This is a genomic window from Acidimicrobiales bacterium, assembly GCA_041394245.1.
Lineage (GTDB): Bacteria > Actinomycetota > Acidimicrobiia > Acidimicrobiales > Aldehydirespiratoraceae > JAJRXC01.
In genome coordinates this window covers 2,305,796-2,324,155 of record JAWKIR010000002.1, presented here as the reverse complement: position 1 = coordinate 2,324,155, position 18,360 = coordinate 2,305,796, and the positions used below count along the sequence as shown (strand labels likewise).

The following is an 18,360-nucleotide window of genomic DNA, read 5'->3' as shown; positions in this document are numbered from 1 at the left end:
TCAGATCGCCCGCATCGAGTTGTTGCGGGCGTTGTGTTCGACCTCGGCGAGCCCGAGAACCTCGAGCACCGGCGGGACATAGTTCGCGAAGCGGCCCCGTAGGCCCTTCTTTAGGCCGTACCAACCACCGACCGGGTTGTCGTTGGAACGACCCCAGGCCTCGACCGTGCCTGGTTTGGCCTCCTTTTGTTCATCGGCGTTGCCGAGCAGCATCCAGTCGCCGTGGGTCGTCAACATCGCGTGGAGGTCGTCGATGCAGCGCAGGTGGTAGCGGAGCTGGGTGGAACCGACGTCGACCACGAGTGCGGGCGGATCCGACTCGTGATCTCGATAGGCCTCGAACTCGGACTTCCCGGGTGGCGTGGTGAGGATCCACGGGTCGTCGGGGGTGCCATTGCCTTCGACGTCGGCGGTCATGGGTGTGCTCCTTGTGGTCGATGCGATGTTCGCGTGTGGGCGCACCGTACGCACGTGAACATGACATCAGTTGTCATGATTCATCGAGAGCTGCGACGATGCACCGTGCGCGCCGGTCGACTCGTCTCCCTCCTGCTCCTGCTCCAGCGCCGGGGCCGCTGCACCGCGCGAGCGCTGGCCGAGGAGCTCGAGGTGTCGGAGCGCACCGTGTTGCGCGACCTGGAGTCGCTGTCCGGCGCCGGCGTTCCGGTGGTCGCGTTTCGCGGGCGCAACGGGGGATTCGAGCTGCTGGACGGCTTCTCCGCCGACCTCGCCGGGCCGGAGACCTGGCACGGGGACCGGCGTCCGGGTCGCAACCGCCGGGCGACGGTGCGCATCTCGCCGGAGGGCCGGCGTCTCGCGGCGGTGCTGGGTCGACTCCAGCCGCTGCGGGTTCGCCGCGCGGTGACACCCGATGCGGCCGGCTGGGTCGAGGCGACGTTCCGCCTCGGCTCGCTCGATGCCACGGTGGCGGACCTGCTGTCGCTCGGCGACGAGGTCGAGGCACTCGAGCCGCAGGCGCTGCGCGATCGCGTCGGAGCGGCCGCGCAGCGGATCGCCGCGCGGTATGCCCCCGTGACACCATGAGCGGGTGACCACGCTCGATCCCGATCTCTTCCTGCCCGACCCGACGCCCGCCGAGGTCAGGTACACCGTGATCTCGGTGGACGACCATGTCGTCGAGCCGCCGCACCTGTTCGAGACCTACATGCAGCCGGGGCTGCGGGACCGTGGGCCTCAGCTCGTCGAGAACGACAGGGGGCACCAGCTCTGGGAGTTCGACGGTGCGCGCTATGTGCAGATGGGAATGAACGCGGTCGCCGGCCGACGACCGGAAACGGTGCGGATCGAACCCTTCCGGTTCGAGCACATGCGGCCGGGGTGCTACGACGTCGAGGCCCGGATCAAGGACATGGACCTCGGTGGCATCTGGGCGATGCTCAACTTCCCGAGTCAGGTCACCGGCTTTTGCGGCACGGTCTTCGCGAAGGCGAGCGATGCGGCCGTGGGACTCGACGCGGTGCGGGCGTGGAACGACTGGCTGTTCACCGAGTGGTACGAGCCGCATCCGAACCGGGTGATCCCCGGTGGCATCACCTACCTCGGCGATCCGGTCGCGGCGGCGGCCGAGATCCGGCGCAACGCGGCGCGGGGATTCACCTCGGTCACGCTGCCGGAGCGCCCCCACGCCATCGGACTGCCCAATCTCTGGGACCGCGACTTCTGGGATCCGATCATCGGCGCCTGCGTCGACACCGAGACGGTCATCTCGCTTCATGTCGGATCTTCGGGCCTCCACGAGATCCCGGCCGGGGCACCGGCCATCCAGCTCGGCGCCACGATGTTCGGTCAGTTGTCGCTCGGTGCCTGTGCCGAGTGGCTGTGGTCGGAGTATCCGCTGCAGCACCCCACGCTGAAGATCGCGATGAGCGAGGGCGGCATCGGATGGGTCGCGATGCTGATCGATCGGCTCGACAACATCGTCGATCGCAGCGGCTACGGCTTGGGCTGGGCTGAGCGTCCGGCCGACGTGCTCCGCCGCAACTTCTGGTTCTGCACCCTCGACGACCCGTCGACGATCCGCACCCGCGACGTCATCGGTGTCGAGAACATCTGTCTCGAGACCGACTACCCCCACGGGGACAGCACCTGGCCCGACACCCAGCAGGTGATCCACGACGTCTGGGGCGACCTCCCGGTCGAAGAGCTGAGAATGATCTGCAGCGAGAACGCGGCGAAGCTCTATCGACACCCGCTGCCGGAGGTCGTCCTACCTGCCCGCTGAGGCGGGCGAGATCGGTCGGGATCTGCGGTACCCTCGTCGCCGTGGCCGTTGCCGGACTCCCATCGCCGCCCGACGAGAACAGTGTTCCCGACGAGAACAGTGTTGTGGACGAGAACAGTGTTGTGGTGTTCGTCGGAGGGTGCGATCGCAGCGGTACGACCCTCGTCGGCAAGATCCTGGCCGAGAAGCTGTCGCTCGTGTCGTTGCCGGAGGCCTACTTCCATGCGGTTGCCTTCCGTCGTTTCGGCGCGAAGGTCTCGTCGTCCACCGCCGTCGGCCATTGGCGACGGCGCAGTTGGGGGATCGATCCGGGGGTGACATCGGAGCGTCAGACGCTGCCGACCTACCTGCGGTCGAGGATGATCGAACTCCACGACGGTCAGCGGGGGCCGGGGCACCCGCTACGGGTGGTGGAGTCGACCCCGGAGAACATCGAGATCGGCAGCATCCTCCTCGAGGAGTTCCCCGAAGCCCACGTCATCCATCTCGTGCGTGATCCCCGCGGGGTGACGGCGAGCCTTCGCCGAATGGACTTCGGGCCGCGCACGGCACAGGAGTGTGCCCGGTTCTGGAAGCAGCGGATCGCGAGCGGTCTCGCGCTCGAGATGCGCTACCCCGATCGTGTCCACCGTCTTCGCTACGAGGATCTGCTGGCCTGCCCGGACGATGTCGGCCCGATCGCCGCGTCGGTGCCGGCATCACCGGAGCCGTTCGTTCCCGAACGCGACCTCATGGTGGAGTTCTCCAGCCAGGCCCTCCAGGAACGCTCGACGCGGGGCATCGACATCTCACAGGCGTGGGCGTGGCGAAACGTTCTCACCCCCAAGCAGGTGGGTGCGATCGAGTTCGAGTGTCGAGAACTGATGGGTCTGTTCGGGTACCCGCTGGACGGCACCCCCGACCCGCGGTCGTCGACCCGGCGCCGCCTCAACAGCCTTCTCTCGGTGACCGACGAGCTGACCTTGAGCTCGGGCCGCCGGGCGTTGCGGGTCGGCCGCGCCCTGCTGCGCCGCAGCTGACGGAGACACCCGGGGGCGTTCCGCCGGCTGGTGCTGTCAGCCGTTGGGGAGGAGCACCGTGCGGGCTTCCTTGCCCTCCTTGATGGCGTCGAAGGCGCCCTGGAGGCCGTCGAGGCCCGCCGTGTTGCTGATGAGCTCGTCGAGCTTCAGCTTCCCCTTCATGTAGAGGTCGGCCAGCATCGGGAAGTCCTTGCGGGGGCGGGCGCCGCCGGCCCGGATGCCCATCAGATTCTTGTTCTGGTGGAGCTGCTGGAAGCCGTAGGTGACCGTCGCGGTGAGGTCGGGCACACCGACCGCGCAGATGTTGCCGCCGGGGCGGGTCATCTGGAGGCAGTCGGCCAGGAGCTGGGTCGAACCGACGACCTCGAAGGCGTGATGCACGCCGCCGCCGGTCATCTTCTTGACCTCGGCGATCACGTCGACGCCCTCTTCGGCGAGGATGAAGTCGGTCGCCCCGAACTCGGTGGCGAACACCCCCTTCTCGGGAACCCGGTCGACGGCGATGATCTGCGAGGCGCCGCACAACTTCGCGGCCTGGATGACGTTGAGGCCGACGCCGCCGGCGCCGATGACCACGCACGTGTCACCGATCTGCAGGTGGGCTCGGTTGAAGACCGCGCCCGTGCCGGTGATCACGCCGCACCCGATGAGGGCCGCGGCAGTGAGCGGCATCTCCTTCGGAATGGGGATGCACTGGTTCTCGCTGACGATCGTCTCCTGCACGAACGCACCGATGCCGGCGAAGTTGTAGAGCGGTTGGTCGCCTTCGGCATAGGGCTGGGAGAGGCCGCCGAGCGGCGAGTTGCTGCAGTTGCCGGGGTTGCCGCCCTCGCAGTCGGGGCAGTGTCCGCAGTTCGAGAACGTCGACAAGATGACGTGGTCGCCGACTGCGCAATAGGTCACGGCCGTGCCCACCTCGACGACGACACCGGCCGCCTCGTGGCCCGGGACGAGGGGAGTCGGCATGTAGTACTTGCCGTGCACACAGCTGAGATCCGAGCCGCACACGCCGGCGGCCTTGATCTCGACCCGGACCTGTCGGGGCTGGAGATCCGTGCTGGCGAACGAGATGTCGTCGGAGAGACGAACGCTGTCTTCGGTGGTTCCTTCGAGGATGAGTCCCTGCATCTCGTTAGTGTCGCGCACGACGCCCGGGTTGGTGGAATGCGGAGGGGAACGCGGAAATGGAACTCGTGATCGTCCGCCACGGGCGCCCGGTCCACATCGAGGACGCGGTGGGCGCAGCCGACCCCGACCTGGCCGAGATCGGTCACCGGCAAGCTGAACGGGTGGGCGAGTACCTCGCCCCGGCGGGCATCGATCTGGTCGTCACCAGCCCCCTCGCCCGCGCCCGCCAGACCGCAGCGCCCCTGGCCCGCATGCTCGGGCTTGAGCCGGTGGTCGTCGAAGGTGTGGCCGAGTACGACCGGCACGATTCGACCTACGTCCCGGCCGAGGTGACCCGTCGACTGATCAAGGAGGGCGGCACCGACGACGCGTGGACCGATCCGCTGAGCGTGCTGGCCGACGACGAGAGACACGAGTGGATGCGCGGGGTGCACGCCGCGTTCCGGCAGATCATCGCCGACAACCCGGGACGCCGCGTCGCCGTGTTCTGCCACGGCATGGTGACGTCGGTGTGGTTCGCCCAGATGCTCGGGATCGACGACACCCTGCGTTTCGTGCCCGACTATGCGGGTGTGTCGCGCGTGCTCGCGTCGGGTTCCAGCGACGCGGTGACCGTGCGAAGCTTCAACGAGACGCACTTCCTGGGCGAGACTCACATTCCGCTGTTCGAGAAGTAGCGCCACCGCGACAAGGAGTCTCCGCATGGAAGCCAAGGGCATCATCTTCACCGCTCTCGACACCGACCACGACAACATCGAGAGCTGGAATCGCTGGTACGACCTGGAGCATCTGCCGCCCAACATCGCGATGCCGGAGATCGCCGGCGGCTGTCGCTACGTCGCCCCGCCGGAGCTCCACGAGATCCGGCTTCCGAGGACCGGCACCCACCCGGGTTTCGACAACGGCAAGGGCGTCAACGTCACGATCTATCTGACTGCGGTCGATCCAGGCGATGCCATCGCCGCCATGACCGAGTTCCGCGAGGTACTCGACGCGGCGGGGCGGATGGAGGGCGCCGGGCGCCGCGCCGTGCGGACCGGCGACGCGATGGACCTCTCGTGGGTCGTCGGCGATCCGGCGTTGCGCCTCGACGACCGCGACGTCCCCCATCTCGGGCACACGGGAATCCGGGTGGTGCTCCGACGCGGTGGTGGCGACGACGCCCGATCGGTGGCCGAGGCGGCAGTCGGCGTCGAGGGCGTCCACGGCGTGATGTCGTACGCGAGCCGCTTCTTCCCCGGGCTCGAGGCCGACATCTATCTGCTGTCGGGAGTGACGGCCGACGTGACGCTGGCGATGCGAGCGGCCGCGCCCTACGGCGGCGGTGCCGAGATCGTCCTCGACGCCCCCTTCGACGGGATCGCCCCGCTCGACTATTCGTTCGCCGAGCGAATCCGGGCCAGCGATCTGCCGGCCGTGCTCGACGTCGACCAGGTGATGCCCGACGACTGAGCCGTTCCCGGTCGCCGCCGTGGTTCAGCCTTCAGGTGTCCGCATCCACGGTGCATCGGCGGCGATGCCGATCTCCTCGCCCTCGCCCGGCCACGGGTCGGACAGGTTCCACGCCGCGTCGAACGTTCCGATCTGGAGCTGGGTGCCTCTGAGGAAGAGCCACTTCATCTGCTCCTTCTCCTCCTCCGTCGCGTGCGTGCCGGCTTCGTCCAGCCCGTCTCTCACCGAGTGGTGCAGGCGCTCGAAGTAGGGATCGACCCATTGTTCGACCCAGTCGCGTTGGAGGGTGGGAAGCCCCGAGGGAGCCTCGCTCCGGTAGCGGCCACCGAAGGTCTCGGCGAACGAGTAGCAGACGTAGAGCGCGGCACAGAGCTCGCCGAAGTCGCCTTCGTGCGCGGTTCTGACCCAGAAGTTGATGACCGCGTCGCGAGTCGGTCGGGCCGCCCACCTCGTCTTGGCGAACGGTCCCGCGTCGCCCAGCGTCTCCAGTTCGACCCTGCTCGTCTCGGCCCGACGCGCGTACTCCTGCGACAGGCCGACGAACGGATTGTGGGCGGGAACCTTCGGGTAGATCATCTTCGTGATGTTCTGGCCGAGATACGGGAGGTCCTGGATCAGCCAGTACCGGAACCGTTCATCGGAGAGTTCCCCGGCGAAGAAGGCTTCGGTCCATGGATGGTGAAGCCAGCGCTCCCAGACCGGTCCGGCGGATTGCTTGCATTCCTCGACAAATGACACGACAGCCTCCTAGGGGCGGATCGACCTGCCGACCACCGTAAGCGGCGCGCGCGACGCGTTCGCTATGGTGAGCGGCACATCACTTCATGGACATCCGTGTCCGGGAGGACGAGCTCGTGTTGTTTGCAGTGCGCAAGATCCTCGTGTGTGTCGACGAGACGTATCACGATCGTGGTCCGGCTCCGGAGTCGCCCGCCGTGAAGGGGGCGATCGCCGCCGTGGTGAGCAACCCGTACGTGGACCGATACGTGGAGGACCTGAGCCCGGCATCCGATGAACTGCGAGCGCTCGGGGAGCGACTCGGGCACCGGCTCATCGACGCGCTCGGTGGAGATCCCGACGCGATCGAGAGCTATGGCAAGGGGGCCATCGTCGGCACGTCGGGTGAACTCGAGCACGGTGCGATGTGGCACATTCCCGGTGGTGGCGGCATGCGGGCTGCCATCGGCCGGGGTGAGGCCATCGTCGCATCGACGAAGAAGGTCGGCCCGATGGGTGCGCGTCTCGACATCCCGCTCACCCACCTCGCGTGGTCATACGTCGGGAGCCACTACGACGCCATCGAGATGGGCGTCCCCGACGCACCCCGCCCCGACGAGTTGGTGCTGATGCTCGCGATGGCCACGGGCGGTCGCATCAACGCTCGACTCGCCGGCGGCTTCACCCTCGAAGATCGCGACCGCCCGGACACGCCGGCATGAGGATCGCGTTCCTGGGTCTCGGCCGCATGGGTTGGCACATGGCCGCGCACCTGGCCGAGGACGGGCACGGACACGACGTCGTGGTGTTCGACGTGGTCGAGTCGGCCACCGACAGTTGGATTGCCGAGCACCGCGGGTCGGTGGCGACGTCGGTTGCCGCAGCGGTGGCCGATGCCGAGGTGATCATCAGTTCGCTTCCTGCCGACGCGCAGGTCCGCCTCGTCATCGGCGAGGCCATCGACGCCCTGGCCGGCGGCGCAGTGTGGATCGACCACTCGACGATCTCCGCCGATGGAGCCCGCGAGCACTGTGCCACGCTCGGCGGTCGGGGTGTGGAGTTCCTCGACGCACCGGTGTCCGGAGGCGTCGATGGGGCGCGAAGCGGCTCCCTGACCGTGATGGTCGGTGGCAGTCGGGAGGCGTTCACGCGAGCCGAGTCGATCATGGCGGCCTACGCCGCCCGGATGACCCTCATGGGCGAGTCGGGGGCCGGTCAGGTCACCAAGATGACCAATCAGATCTGTGTGGTCGGGGTCTGTCAGGCGCTGGCCGAAGGTCTCGACTTCGCCATGAGCGCCGGTCTCGATGCGCACGCAGTCGTCGAGGCGATGTTGCAGGGGTCGTCGACGTCGTGGCAGATGCAGAATCGCGCCGCCCAGATGATCGATGGCGAGTTCGACTTCGGCTTCTCGACCTCGCTCATGCGAAAAGACATCGGGCTCGTGCTCGACGAAGCGCGAGCGATGAACGTGTCACTCCCCGTGACTGCGCTCGTCAGCCAGTTCCTCGCCGACGTCGACGCGCTCGGGGGCGCTGACCTCGACTGGTGCAGCCTCATGATGAGGCAGCGCCAGTTCGCCCCCGGCCGTCGAGGCTCCGAAACGCCCTAGCGTGGTCGACATCGACGGTGAGCGACTGCTCACGTCATTGCGCACCCTGCGCGGGTTCGGAGCGACCGGATCGGGGGTGGTCCGGCCGACGTTCTCCGATGCCGACATGGCCGCGAGGCAGTGGTTGCGTCACCAGATGGCGACCGCGGGTCTCGACGCGATCATCGACGGTGTGGGGAACGTCTTCGGACGATCGCGCAATCACGGTCCGGCCTTGGTGATCGGATCGCATTCGGACACCCAGCCGGAAGGTGGCTGGCTCGATGGCGCATTCGGCGTCATGTGCGCCATCGAGATCGCCCGCTCCTTCGCAGAGGACGCCACGACCGCAGGTCTGGCGATCGATACCGTCGCATGGTCCGACGAGGAGGGCACCTACACGGACTTCCTCGGCAGCAGGTCGTTCGTCGGCGCGCTCTCCGCCGCCGACATGGGGCGTGCGAATGCGGCCGGGGAGACCGTGGCGGAGGCGATCGAACGGGTCGGGCTGCGCGACGCGGCGCGGGTGGGTTTCGAGGCGGGCCGTCACCTCGGCTACGTCGAGGCCCACATCGAGCAGGGGCCCCATCTCGAGGACGCCGGCCGCCGGATCGGGGTGGTGACGTCGATCGTGGGCATGCGGGCGATGCAGATCACGTTCACGGGTCAGCAGAATCATGCCGGGACGACGCCGATGGCCCGGCGCAGAGATGCCGGCGTTGCGCTGTTCGAGTACTGCGTTCGCCTTCGCTCGCGGCTCGAGGCGTTGGCCGGGCCGGCCACGGTGTGGACGATCGGCAACGCCCGGCTCGAACCCGGTGCAGAGAGCATCGTGCCCGGTTCGGCGTGGTGCAGCCTGCAGTTCCGTGATCCCGACGACCACGTCCTCGACGCGATCGAAGCCACCGTCGCGCACCTCGCCGCGGAGATGACCGCGGAGGGTCCGGTCGAGGTGTCGGCGTCGTTGCGCCGCGACCGGGTGCCGCCGGCAGAGATGTCGCTCGAGTTGCGGCGCCATCTCGTCGCCGCGGCCGAGGCCCGGGTGCCCGGCGCGTGGGTCGAGATGCCGAGTGCTGCTGCGCACGACGCCATGGTGCTGACCGGGACCCTGCCGTGCGCGATGGTGTTCATTCCGAGCATCGACGGCATCAGCCACGACTTCGCCGAGGACAGCGACGACGACGACATCGTGGTCGGTTGCCAGGTCCTCGCCGATGCCGCAGCCTCGATGCTGCGGGGGTGATCTCGCGGGCAGGACGAGCGAGTCGGCCCGACAGCCTTTCGAAAGTTGTGCCCGTGCTCGCCGAAACGGCGGTGGGGTAGGGTGACGCCCGACCGGACCCGAAGCGAGGTAGCGAGTGACCGATTCGAAGTTCGACGAAGGCATGGCCGCCCGTCGCCGAGTGCTCGGCGACGAATATGTCGACCGGGCCTTCGCTGGTGTCGACTCGTTCAACCGCGAGTTCCAGGAGACCGTGACGGAGTACTGCTGGGGTGGCGTGTGGGCGCGGTCGGTGCTCACCGACAAGCAGCGGAGCCTCAACAACCTCTGCATCCTCTCGGCGCTGAACCGTTCGCACGAGTTCCAGACCCACCTTCGGGCCGCGATCGGCAACGGCTGCACGCTCGAGGAGATCCGCGACACGCTCCTGCAGGTGTCGGTCTACGCCGGCGTCCCCGCCGGGGTCGAGGCCTTCCGCCTGGCGCGGGCGGTGCTCGACGATCTCGGGATCGTCCCCGACGAGGTGATGGGCGAGGATCCCGCGTGACCACGATCGATCCGTCCGCGCCGGCAGTCGAGCTCGTCGGGGTCGACAAGGTCTTCAACGAGGGGTCGGCCAACGCAGTCGACGCGTTGCAGGGGATCGACCTCACGGTTCGCCGAGGAGAGTTCGTCTCCCTGATCGGGCCGTCCGGTTGTGGCAAGTCGACCCTCTTGCGGGTCGTGGCCGACCTCCTGCCGCCTAGCCGGGGAACCGCGTCGGTCTTCGGGAAACCCGCGCCACAGGCCCGGCTGGACCAGGACCATGCCATGGCCTTCCAGAAGGCGGGCCTGTTCGACTGGCGCACGGTCCGGGCCAACATCGAGCTGCCGCTCGAGCTCAAGGGGTGGTCCAAGGCCGACCGCCGGGCCCGCAGCGAAGAGATGCTGCAGCTGGTGAAGCTCGAGGAGTTCGGGTCGCACTACCCGTTCCAACTCTCGGGTGGCATGCAGCAGCGTGTGGCGATCGCCCGCTGCCTCACCTTCGAACCCAAGCTCTTGTTGATGGACGAACCGTTCGGTGCGCTCGACGAGATGACCCGTGAACACATGCAGGCGGAGCTCCTGCGGATCTACGAGGAGCTCGACACCACCGTCATCTTCGTCACGCACTCGATCGCCGAGGCGGTGTACCTCTCGTCCCGGGTGGTGGTGATGTCGCCTCGTCCCGGGCGGATCCACTCGACGATCGACATCGATCTGGGTGAACGCACCGACGCCATCCGCAACGATGCGAAGTTCTTCGAGAAGACCAACGAGGTGCGCAACGCGCTGCGATCCGTCGAACAGGTCGCGCCCTGACGCCGATCAGTACTCGCCGGCCGGGTGGTCGGAGCCGAGCATCTCGTCGTAGACGTCGAGGCGACGGTCTCGTAGCGGTTGATTGAACGGGTTGCCGTGGCGCTCCGCCCGCGATCCGATGAGGTCGACGTCGGCGTAGATGATCTCGGGTCGGTCGCCACTGGCCGGACCGGCCAGTGGCCAACCCGCGTGGTCGACGATGATGCTCTGGCCGATGAACGGCTGATCGCCGTCGGCCCCGACCCGACTTGCCGCCGCGACATAGACGAGATTCGTGTGGGCATTGGTCATGCACAACAGGTTGGCCATCGCCGGCAGATCGTCTCGCTGCGTCGGGACCGGCACCCAGTTCGACGGCGCACAGATCAGGTCGGCTCCCTGGGCGGCCATAAGTCGGAACGACTCCGGGAACCAGCAGTCGTAGCAGATGTGCATGCCGATCCGGCCGAGCGGTGTGTCGTAGACGGGCACGCCGAGATTGCCGGGCGCGTAGAAGGTCTTCTCGAGGGCCCAGGTGTGGGCCTTGCGGTAGGTGCCGATCAATCCGTCGGGACCCATCAGCACCGCGGTGTTGAACAACTCGTCGCCGTCGCGCTCGACCACCCCGGCGACGAGATGCACTCCCTCGTCGCGGCACAGGGCCAGCCATTGGCGGCACGCCGCTCCCTCGGGCACCGGCTCGGCGACCTCGTGGGCTTGTTCGACGCTCTCGAAGGCCCAGCCGGTGGTCGAACACTCGGGCAGGATCAGCAGGTCGGCGCCGTTGGCGATCGCCTCGGCGCAGGCGACCGCCTGGTCGGCGAGGTTCTGTTGCACGGCACCGAGCACCGGCTCGGTCTGCAGGCAAGCGATGCGAATCGTCGTCATGAGACTTCTCTCAGGGGAGTGGATGGGAGATCATCGAGCGAGACCCGCCCGGTGCGCAGCAAGATCGCGAGGCGGTGGGCCGATTCCACCACATGGGCGGCGAGCTCGGGGATCGCGGTGGTGGTCATGCGATAGCTCGGCCCACCGATCCACACCGCGCAGACCATCGTGTCGTGGACCATCACGGGCGCGGCGATCGCGGCCGCCTCCGGGTCGAGTTCCTGGAACGCGACGGCATAGCCCCGGCGCCGATTGGTCGCGAGCTCTTCGTCGAGTCGGTCTCGTTCGGCCGCGGTGAGCGTCGCGGTGAGCACCTCGGTGGAGGCCGGATCGTGGTGCCAGGTGAGGAACGCCTTGCCGGTCGAGGTGCGCAGGGCCGGAAGTCGGCGGGGGACGGGCTTGCTGGTCTGGCTGATCAGTTGTGGTCCCTCGATCTGCAACACGACCACGACGTCGTGGCCGATGAACAGGTCGATGCCCGCCGTCTCGTGGGTGGTCGAACCCAAGCGGACCAGCTCGCGCCGGAGGAGCTCGATCGACCCGTCGGCATGCACGCGATCGGCCATCAGGGCGATCAGTGCGAACGAGACGCGATACCGGCGTGTCTCGGGATCGACGTCGAGCAGTTCCTGATCGACCAGCGCGCGAAGGATGCGGATGCAGGTCGCCTTCGGAATGGCCGACTCGCGCGCGATCTCGCTCAGGCCCAGCGGCGCGGGGCTCGACGCGACGAGCCGAAGCACCGCCGCGGTCCGGTTCGCGAGCACCGCCTGTGTCACGCGGGCCGTCCGGAGCGCTGTGCTAGGTTTCTAGTGGGCCGTCGGTTCATACAGTGGACCACCCTACCCGACGGGAACCGCCGGGTGGTTGTCAGAGGGACAGCGCCATGGATGCACTCGAGAGCAGGGGTCCCGAGATCGACGCCGATGCGGCGGCGCTCGCCCTGCAGCGCGATCACGATCTGGTGCTGACCTCCTGGTCGACCCAATCGGCGCTCGACCCACTCCTCGTGGCGGGCGGTGAAGGCGCCTGGTTCTGGACCCACGACGGTCGACGGTTCCTCGATTTCCAGTCGCAGCTCGTCAACATGAACCTGGGGCACCAACACCCTCGCCTCGTCGAGGCGATCAAGCGCCAGGCCGACAAGATCTGCTACGTGGCCCCGAACATGGCCAACGATGCCCGCAGCGAGCTGGCCGCCCAGTTGGCCGAGATCACCCCGGGCAACCTGACCGCCACCTACTTCACGACCGGTGGCGCAGCCGCGGTCGAGAGTGCGATCAAGCTGGCCCGTCACGTGACCGGCCGGGCCAAGGTGGTCTCCCGCAATCGCTCGTACCACGGCGGAACGATGGGCACGATCACGGTCGGTGGCGATCCCCGCCGATGGGATGCCGAACCGGGTGGCCCCGGTGTGGTCCGCATCCTCGACCCCTACACCTATCGATGCCCGGCCGGGCACCCCGATCCGTGTCCGGTCTGCACAGGTGCGCCGCACCTCGAAGAGATCCTGATGTACGAGAACCCCGAGACGGTCGCAGCGGTCGTGCTCGAGACCGTCACCGGCACCAACGGCATCATCTATCCGCCCGACGGGTACCTGAAGGCGATCCGGGCGGTCTGTGACAAGTACGGGATCATGCTGATCCTCGACGAGGTCATGGTCGGGTTCGGCCGGACCGGCACTTGGTTCGCGTGCGACAACTACGACGTGGTGCCCGACATCTTGTGCGTCGCCAAGGGAATCAACTCGGGCTACGTGCCGCTCGGCGCAATGATCGTGAGCGCCCCGATCCGGGACTGGTTGGAGGACAACCGCTTCCCGATCGGTCAGACCTATGCCGGTCATCCACTCGCCTGCGCGGTCGGGGTCGAGTCGATCAAGGTCTTCGAGGACGAGGACATCCTCGCCCGCACCGTCGCGTCCGGCGACGTCGTGTCGGCTCGGCTGGTGGAGATGGCCGAGCGGCGGCGCTGCATCGGTGATGTTCGCGGCATGGGTCTGTTCCACGGGGTCGAGCTCGTCCGCGATCGGGAGACGAGAGAGCCGCTCGTTCCCTTCCGAGCGACCGGCGATGCCGCGGCGCCGATGAACGCGATCATGCGCGGGGCCAAGGAGCGCGGACTGTTCCTCGCGAGCTACAACAACATCATCAGGCTGGCACCACCACTCATCACGAGCCCCGACGATCTCGAGCTCGGTCTGGAGATTCTCGACGACCTGCTCGGTCTCGTCGACGAGGCGCTCGGCTGATGGCCGCACTGATCATTCGGGGCGGCGAGGTCGTCTGGGCGAGCGGAGTCTTCTCGGCCGACGTGGTCGTCGACGGCGAGAAGATCGTCGGGCTCGTCGAGCCGGGGACCGGCACGGCCGAGCGCGAGATCGATGCGCGCGGGTGCTACGTCCTGCCGGGCGGGATCGACACCCACACCCATCTCGAGAACCCCGCGCTCTCGTTCACGACCGTGAGCTCGGACGACTTCCACACGGGCACGATCGCTGCTGCCGTCGGCGGCACGACGACGATCGTCGACTTCGTCAAGTCCCGCCCGGAGGAATCGATCTACGACGCCTTCCAGGCCCGGCGGGCTGTCGCCGAGGAGAAGGTCGTCGTCGACTTCGGGCTCCATCCGATGGTTCCCAGCAACGCGCTCACGGCGGGTTCGATCCCGGAACTGCGCCAGCTCGCCGCCGAAGGTGCGACGAGCTGGAAGTTCTTCATGGCGTACCACGGGATGATGGTCGACGACGCCACCCTGATCGCCGGGTTCCGCGCCGCCGCCGAGGAAGGCGTGCTGCCCATGGTCCACGCCGAGAACGGTCATCTGGTGCAGGACGCCACCGATCGGCTGGTCGAAGCCGGGATGGTCGAGGAACACCACCACCTCGCGGCACACACGCACACGTCCGAACAGGAGGCCGTGCATCGCGCGATCGCGATCGCCGAGTCGGTCGGGAGCGCGCTCTTCGTCGTCCACGTGTCGAGCCGCTACGCCGCCGCCGAGATCCAGCTGGCCCGGGCGCGCGCCGTGCCGGTGCACGGTGAGACCTGCCCGCAGTACCTCCTGGCCGCCTACGAGGACTACGAGGGGCTCGGGCACGAGGCCGCGAAGTACCTCTGCTCGCCCCCGATCCGCGAGCGAGCCAACCAGGAGAGCCTGTGGGACGCCCTGGTGAGCGACACTCTGTCGACGATCGGCACCGACCATGCCGCGTTCTGCATGGGGCAGCCCGACGACCTGCCGCCGCAGAAGGGACGTGGTGCCGGCTACTTCCCCGACGTGCCGAACGGCGTCCCCGGTATCGAGGACCGGTTGTCGTTGATCTGGCAGGCCGGTGTCCGTCAGGGCCGCTTCGACGTCAGTCGATTCGTGGATCTCGTCGCGACGCGGCCGGCCAAGTTGTTCGGCCTGTACCCGCAGAAGGGAACGGTCGTGCCGGGGGCCGACGCCGATCTCGTGGTCTGGAACCCGGAGCTGCGGCGCACGGTTCGGGCAGCCGACCAACACATGCGGACCGACTACAACCTCTACGAGGGCACCGAGATCGTCGGAGGCCCGACCCACGTGTTCTCGCGGGGCGAGCTGGTCGTCGAGCACGGCGAAGTGACAGCCGCGCGTGGGCGGGGTCGCTATCTGCCGCGCGCCCGGCCGATCGCGCCCACGGCGGGTGCGCGATGACCGCGATACCGCTCGGCGTGCACCTCGGTGAGCGGCTCACGCTCGACCAGACCTGGTGGCAGGCCGAATTCGCCGACACCCACGGATTCGAATCGGTCTGGGTTGCCGAGGGACGGCTGGCTCGAGACGGCATCGTGCCGGCGGCGGTCATCGCGTCACGCACGCAACGGGTCGGCGTGGCCACCGGCGTCGTCAACAACAAGAGCCGCAACGCCGCGCTGATGGCCGTGACGTTCAAGACGATCGACGAGATCGCCCCCGGTCGGGCGATTCTCGGCATCGGTGCGTGGTGGGAGCCGATCGCTTCGAAGGTCGGCACACCGGTCGAACGTCCGGTCACCGCGATGCGGGAGTATGTCGGCGTACTCCAGGCCTTCTTCCGCAACGAGCTGGTCAGCTTCTCGGGCGATTTCGTGCACATGGACGGTGTCCGGTTCGACAGCATGTACCACGAGAACAAGCCGATCGACGTGCCGATCTACTTCGGCTCGGTCGGGCCCCAGATGCTGCAACTCGCCGGCGAGATCGCCGACGGGGTGAACCTCGACTTCCTGCTGCCGGTGTCGTATCTCGAAGGTGCGCTCGCCGCGATCGACAAGGGGATCGCGAAGCGCTCCGATGGCCGTGACCGGATCCACGTCACCCAGATCATCGCGTGCAGCGTCGACGACGACGATCCCGACGAGGCGGTCGACGCCTGTCGCGCATTCCTCACCCAGTATCTGATGCAGCAGCCGCACATCGCCGAGCACTGTGGGGTCGAACCGGAGCTCGTCGAGCGCATCAAGGAGGTCGCCGGCTGGCCCGCGACCCCCGACGACGTGCGGCGGGCGATGCGCCTCGTGCCGACCTCGCTCGTGCACGAGGTGACGGCGTGCGGTCGCGCCGGCCAGGCCTACGAGAAGCTTCTCGAGTTCCACGATGCCGGGGTCGAGCTGCCGCTGATCTCCACCCATGGTGACAAGGAACAGACCCTCCTCGCGTTGGCCGCCGCGGCCGGGAAAGGCTGAGCACGAGTGGAATCTCCCTGTGGTGTCGCCGCAATCCAGCTTCGGCCGACCGCCGACCGGGCGCAGAATCTGCGCGAGGCCGGCGAGCTCATCGACGAAGCCGCGGCGCTCGGTGCCGAGATCGTCGTCCTCCCCGAGATCTTCTCGGCGCCCTTCGTGGCGGCGGAGATCGACCCGACCTACTTCGATTGGGCCGAGGAACTCGATGGTGCCACCAACGCGATGGTCGCGGACCGGTCGGCGGCGCACGGGATCGCCATCGTCTCGTCGATCTTCGAGGCCAGCGCGACCCCCGGCGTGTATCACAACACCGCCAGTGTGTTCGTGAACGGTGAGCCGGCGGTGCATTACCGCAAGTCGCATCTGCCGTTCTCCAACGGCTTCCCCGAGAAGTACTACTTCCGGCCGGGTGAGTTGCCGCCGCCGGTGGTCGATGTCGGCCCGACCAAAGCGGGTGTCATCATCTGCTACGAGCGCCACTTCCCCGAGCTCGGGCGTCTCGTCGCGCTGGGTGGCGCGTCGGTGATGTGCGTGCCCGTCGCGTGCGCGAGCGCGCCGACGAAAGAGGTCTTCCAGCTCGAGCTCCGCGCCCACGCCGTGTTCAATTCCATGTTCGTGGTGTGCGCCAATCGTGTCGGGCTCGAGGGGTCGGCCGAGACCGGCAAGGACTACTACGGACTCAGTGCGATCTATCAACCTGACGGCGAAATTGTGTCTCAGGCCGGCACGCAGGACGCTGAGGTAGTGTTCGCGCACGTCGATCTCGCCAGCGTTGCCGAACGTCGACAGAGGCTTCCGTTCCTTCGCGATCGAAGGCCTCGGCTCTACACCGATCTCGTCGAGGAGTCCTCGACATGAGAGACATCAAGTCCCTGGAGGGAATATGAGAGACACACGTACATCACGCTGGCGCCTGGTACTGGCGCTGTTGCTCAGCTTCGCGCTGTTCGCCGTCGCCTGTGGCGACGATTCTGGCGACGAGGGCGCCGGTGACAGCGGCGACAGCGCTGACAGCGGCGACACACCGTCGAGCGACGAGCTCACCCCGATCTCGCTCCAGCTGCAGTGGTTCACGCAGGGCCAGTTCTGCGGCTACTACGCCGGTATCGAGCAGGGTTACTACGCCGAGCGAGGCCTCGATCTCACCATCATCGAGGGCGGCGTCGACATCGTCCCGCAGACGGTCGTCGCGAACGGCGACGCCGACTACGCCGTGTCGTTCACGGTGCGCGGCCTCGCCTCCCGCGAAGCCGGTGCCGACCTCACCCAGATCGCCCAGGTCTTCCAGCGCTCCGGTACCCGCCAGGTCTCCTGGGCCGATTCCGGGCTGAACAGTCCTGCGGACTGGGAAGGCAAGAAGATCGGCAACTGGGGCTTCGGCAACGAGTTCGAGCTGCTGGCGGCGATCCGCCAGGCCGGGCTCGATCCCGAGACCGACGTCGAGCTCGTCCAGCAGCAGTTCGACATGGTGGCGATCACCAATCGTGACATCGATGCCGCCATGGCGACGATCTACAACGAATACGCCCAGATGCTCGAGACGGTCAACCCCGATACGGGCGAGCTGATCCAGCCCGAGGAGCTCCACGTCCTCGACTACAACGATCTCGGAGTGGCCATGCTCCAGGACGCCCTGTGGGCCGACACGAACCGGCTCCAGGAGGAAGAGTTCCGGGCCCAGACGGTCGATTTCCTCGCCGCCTCGATGGAGGGTTGGATCTACTGCCGCGACAATCTCGAGGAAGGCGTCCAGATCGTCCTGGACAACGCCCCGATCCTCGGTGAAGGTCACCAGCGCTGGATGATCAACGAGGTCAACAACCTGATCTGGCCGTCCCCCGACGGCGTCGGCATCCTCGATCCCGATCTCTACCAGCAGACCATCGACGTCGCCGTGGAGTTCGAGATCCTCGCCGGCCAGCCGGATGAGGAAGCCACTCGCTCCGACCTGATGGAGGAAGCCCTCGCCCAGCTCGAGGAGAAGGGACTCGATGTGACCGGTGCCGACTACGCGCCGATCGACGTCGAGCCCACTCCCGGCGGCGAGTGATCCCCGTCAGTACCGACAACGAGTGAACACCGAGAGGGCC

The 18,360-nt window shown here is 67.6% G+C and carries 20 protein-coding genes; 15 read left to right on the top strand and 5 right to left on the bottom strand.

From position 1 onward, the window contains the following. Positions 1–417, bottom strand: coding sequence for a hypothetical protein (locus R2707_11555; GenBank protein MEZ5245727.1), 417 nt, complete (start codon positions 415–417; stop codon positions 1–3). Positions 418–522: 105 nt separating this feature from the next. On the opposite strand from R2707_11555, the gene R2707_11550 reads away from it, so the two are divergent. The 3 genes from R2707_11550 to R2707_11540 are packed head-to-tail and all read left to right on the top strand — an operon-like array spanning position 523 to position 3,261. Continuing rightward, positions 523–1,044 (top strand): WYL domain-containing protein, encoded by a 522-nt coding sequence (locus R2707_11550; GenBank protein ID MEZ5245726.1) that lies wholly within the window; start codon positions 523–525, stop codon positions 1,042–1,044. Positions 1,045–1,048: 4 nt separating this feature from the next. Continuing rightward, entirely contained in the window at positions 1,049–2,242 is a 1,194-nt protein-coding gene (locus R2707_11545; GenBank protein MEZ5245725.1) for an amidohydrolase family protein, read from the top strand. Between the two features lie 41 nt (positions 2,243–2,283). After that, a complete protein-coding gene (locus R2707_11540) occupies positions 2,284–3,261 on the top strand; it encodes a sulfotransferase (GenBank protein MEZ5245724.1) in 978 nt (325 codons plus the stop codon). A 36-nt stretch (positions 3,262–3,297) separates the two neighbouring features. Here the strand turns inward: R2707_11540 and R2707_11535 are convergent, their stop codons facing one another. Next, entirely contained in the window at positions 3,298–4,389 is a 1,092-nt protein-coding gene (locus tag R2707_11535) for an alcohol dehydrogenase catalytic domain-containing protein (protein MEZ5245723.1), read from the bottom strand. A 56-nt stretch (positions 4,390–4,445) separates the two neighbouring features. On the opposite strand from R2707_11535, the gene R2707_11530 reads away from it, so the two are divergent. After that, positions 4,446–5,066, top strand: coding sequence for a histidine phosphatase family protein (locus R2707_11530; GenBank protein MEZ5245722.1), 621 nt, complete (start codon positions 4,446–4,448; stop codon positions 5,064–5,066). 25 nt (positions 5,067–5,091) lie between these two features. Then, positions 5,092–5,841 carry a hypothetical protein gene (locus R2707_11525; protein ID MEZ5245721.1) on the top strand — a complete coding sequence of 250 codons (750 nt, stop codon included), beginning with the start codon at positions 5,092–5,094 and terminating at the stop codon, positions 5,839–5,841. 24 nt (positions 5,842–5,865) lie between these two features. Here R2707_11525 and R2707_11520 read toward each other — a convergent pair whose 3' ends face one another. Beyond that, positions 5,866–6,579, bottom strand: a complete 714-nt coding sequence (locus tag R2707_11520; GenBank protein MEZ5245720.1) for a hypothetical protein — start codon at positions 6,577–6,579, stop codon at positions 5,866–5,868. A gap of 86 nt (positions 6,580–6,665) precedes the next feature. On the opposite strand from R2707_11520, the gene R2707_11515 reads away from it, so the two are divergent. From R2707_11515 to R2707_11495, 5 genes are all read left to right on the top strand, one after another. Further along, complete coding sequence (locus tag R2707_11515) at positions 6,666–7,280, top strand: amino acid synthesis family protein (GenBank protein MEZ5245719.1); 615 nt, start codon at positions 6,666–6,668, stop codon at positions 7,278–7,280. Beyond that, positions 7,277–8,170, top strand: coding sequence for an NAD(P)-dependent oxidoreductase (locus R2707_11510; GenBank protein ID MEZ5245718.1), 894 nt, complete (start codon positions 7,277–7,279; stop codon positions 8,168–8,170). The genes R2707_11515 and R2707_11510 overlap by 4 nt, the downstream gene beginning before the upstream one ends. Position 8,171: 1 nt before the next feature. Next, a complete protein-coding gene (locus R2707_11505) occupies positions 8,172–9,392 on the top strand; it encodes a hydantoinase/carbamoylase family amidase (protein ID MEZ5245717.1) in 1,221 nt (406 codons plus the stop codon). A 115-nt stretch (positions 9,393–9,507) separates the two neighbouring features. Then, positions 9,508–9,918 carry a carboxymuconolactone decarboxylase family protein gene (locus R2707_11500; GenBank protein ID MEZ5245716.1) on the top strand — a complete coding sequence of 137 codons (411 nt, stop codon included), beginning with the start codon at positions 9,508–9,510 and terminating at the stop codon, positions 9,916–9,918. After that, on the top strand, positions 9,915–10,712 hold the full coding sequence (locus R2707_11495) for an ABC transporter ATP-binding protein (protein MEZ5245715.1): 798 nt from the start codon (positions 9,915–9,917) through the stop codon (positions 10,710–10,712). The genes R2707_11500 and R2707_11495 overlap by 4 nt, the downstream gene beginning before the upstream one ends. A 6-nt stretch (positions 10,713–10,718) precedes the next feature. On the opposite strand, the gene R2707_11490 is transcribed toward R2707_11495, so the two are convergent. Both R2707_11490 and R2707_11485 read right to left on the bottom strand, forming a co-directional pair. Continuing rightward, positions 10,719–11,579: a nitrilase family protein gene (locus R2707_11490; protein ID MEZ5245714.1), complete on the bottom strand. Its 861-nt coding sequence runs from the start codon at positions 11,577–11,579 to the stop codon at positions 10,719–10,721. Then, on the bottom strand, positions 11,576–12,358 hold the full coding sequence (locus R2707_11485; GenBank protein MEZ5245713.1) for an IclR family transcriptional regulator: 783 nt from the start codon (positions 12,356–12,358) through the stop codon (positions 11,576–11,578). Before R2707_11485 ends, R2707_11490 begins: the two co-directional genes overlap by 4 nt. A 107-nt stretch (positions 12,359–12,465) precedes the next feature. Between R2707_11485 and R2707_11480 the strand changes: the two genes are divergently transcribed. From R2707_11480 to R2707_11460, 5 genes are read left to right on the top strand one after another with little or no spacing between them, the layout of a single operon-like run. After that, a complete protein-coding gene (locus R2707_11480) occupies positions 12,466–13,833 on the top strand; it encodes an aminotransferase class III-fold pyridoxal phosphate-dependent enzyme (protein ID MEZ5245712.1) in 1,368 nt (455 codons plus the stop codon). Continuing rightward, a complete protein-coding gene (gene hydA, locus R2707_11475) occupies positions 13,833–15,260 on the top strand; it encodes a dihydropyrimidinase (GenBank protein MEZ5245711.1) in 1,428 nt (475 codons plus the stop codon). The genes R2707_11480 and hydA overlap by 1 nt, the downstream gene beginning before the upstream one ends. Further along, positions 15,257–16,270 (top strand): LLM class flavin-dependent oxidoreductase, encoded by a 1,014-nt coding sequence (locus R2707_11470; protein MEZ5245710.1) that lies wholly within the window; start codon positions 15,257–15,259, stop codon positions 16,268–16,270. The genes hydA and R2707_11470 overlap by 4 nt, the downstream gene beginning before the upstream one ends. Positions 16,271–16,276: 6 nt before the next feature. After that, positions 16,277–17,128: a nitrilase-related carbon-nitrogen hydrolase gene (locus R2707_11465; protein MEZ5245709.1), complete on the top strand. Its 852-nt coding sequence runs from the start codon at positions 16,277–16,279 to the stop codon at positions 17,126–17,128. A gap of 25 nt (positions 17,129–17,153) precedes the next feature. Further along, positions 17,154–18,320 carry an ABC transporter substrate-binding protein gene (locus R2707_11460; protein ID MEZ5245708.1) on the top strand — a complete coding sequence of 389 codons (1,167 nt, stop codon included), beginning with the start codon at positions 17,154–17,156 and terminating at the stop codon, positions 18,318–18,320. Positions 18,321–18,360 lie beyond the last annotated feature (40 nt).

What these genes read in the sequence shown, in the direction of transcription:
- R2707_11555 (MEZ5245727.1), bottom strand. Translation starts at nt 417, where the DNA reads ATGACCGCCGACGTCGAAGGCAATGGCACCCCCGACGACCCGTGGATC.
- R2707_11535 (MEZ5245723.1), bottom strand. Translation starts at nt 4,389, where the DNA reads ATGCAGGGACTCATCCTCGAAGGAACCACCGAAGACAGCGTTCGTCTC.
- R2707_11530 (MEZ5245722.1), top strand. Translation starts at nt 4,446, where the DNA reads ATGGAACTCGTGATCGTCCGCCACGGGCGCCCGGTCCACATCGAGGAC.
- R2707_11525 (MEZ5245721.1), top strand. Translation starts at nt 5,092, where the DNA reads ATGGAAGCCAAGGGCATCATCTTCACCGCTCTCGACACCGACCACGAC.
- R2707_11515 (MEZ5245719.1), top strand. Translation starts at nt 6,666, where the DNA reads ATGGACATCCGTGTCCGGGAGGACGAGCTCGTGTTGTTTGCAGTGCGC.
- R2707_11510 (MEZ5245718.1), top strand. Translation starts at nt 7,277, where the DNA reads ATGAGGATCGCGTTCCTGGGTCTCGGCCGCATGGGTTGGCACATGGCC.
- R2707_11490 (MEZ5245714.1), bottom strand. Translation starts at nt 11,579, where the DNA reads ATGACGACGATTCGCATCGCTTGCCTGCAGACCGAGCCGGTGCTCGGT.
- R2707_11480 (MEZ5245712.1), top strand. Translation starts at nt 12,466, where the DNA reads ATGGATGCACTCGAGAGCAGGGGTCCCGAGATCGACGCCGATGCGGCG.
- hydA (MEZ5245711.1), top strand. Translation starts at nt 13,833, where the DNA reads ATGGCCGCACTGATCATTCGGGGCGGCGAGGTCGTCTGGGCGAGCGGA.
- R2707_11470 (MEZ5245710.1), top strand. Translation starts at nt 15,257, where the DNA reads ATGACCGCGATACCGCTCGGCGTGCACCTCGGTGAGCGGCTCACGCTC.
- R2707_11460 (MEZ5245708.1), top strand. Translation starts at nt 17,154, where the DNA reads ATGAGAGACACACGTACATCACGCTGGCGCCTGGTACTGGCGCTGTTG.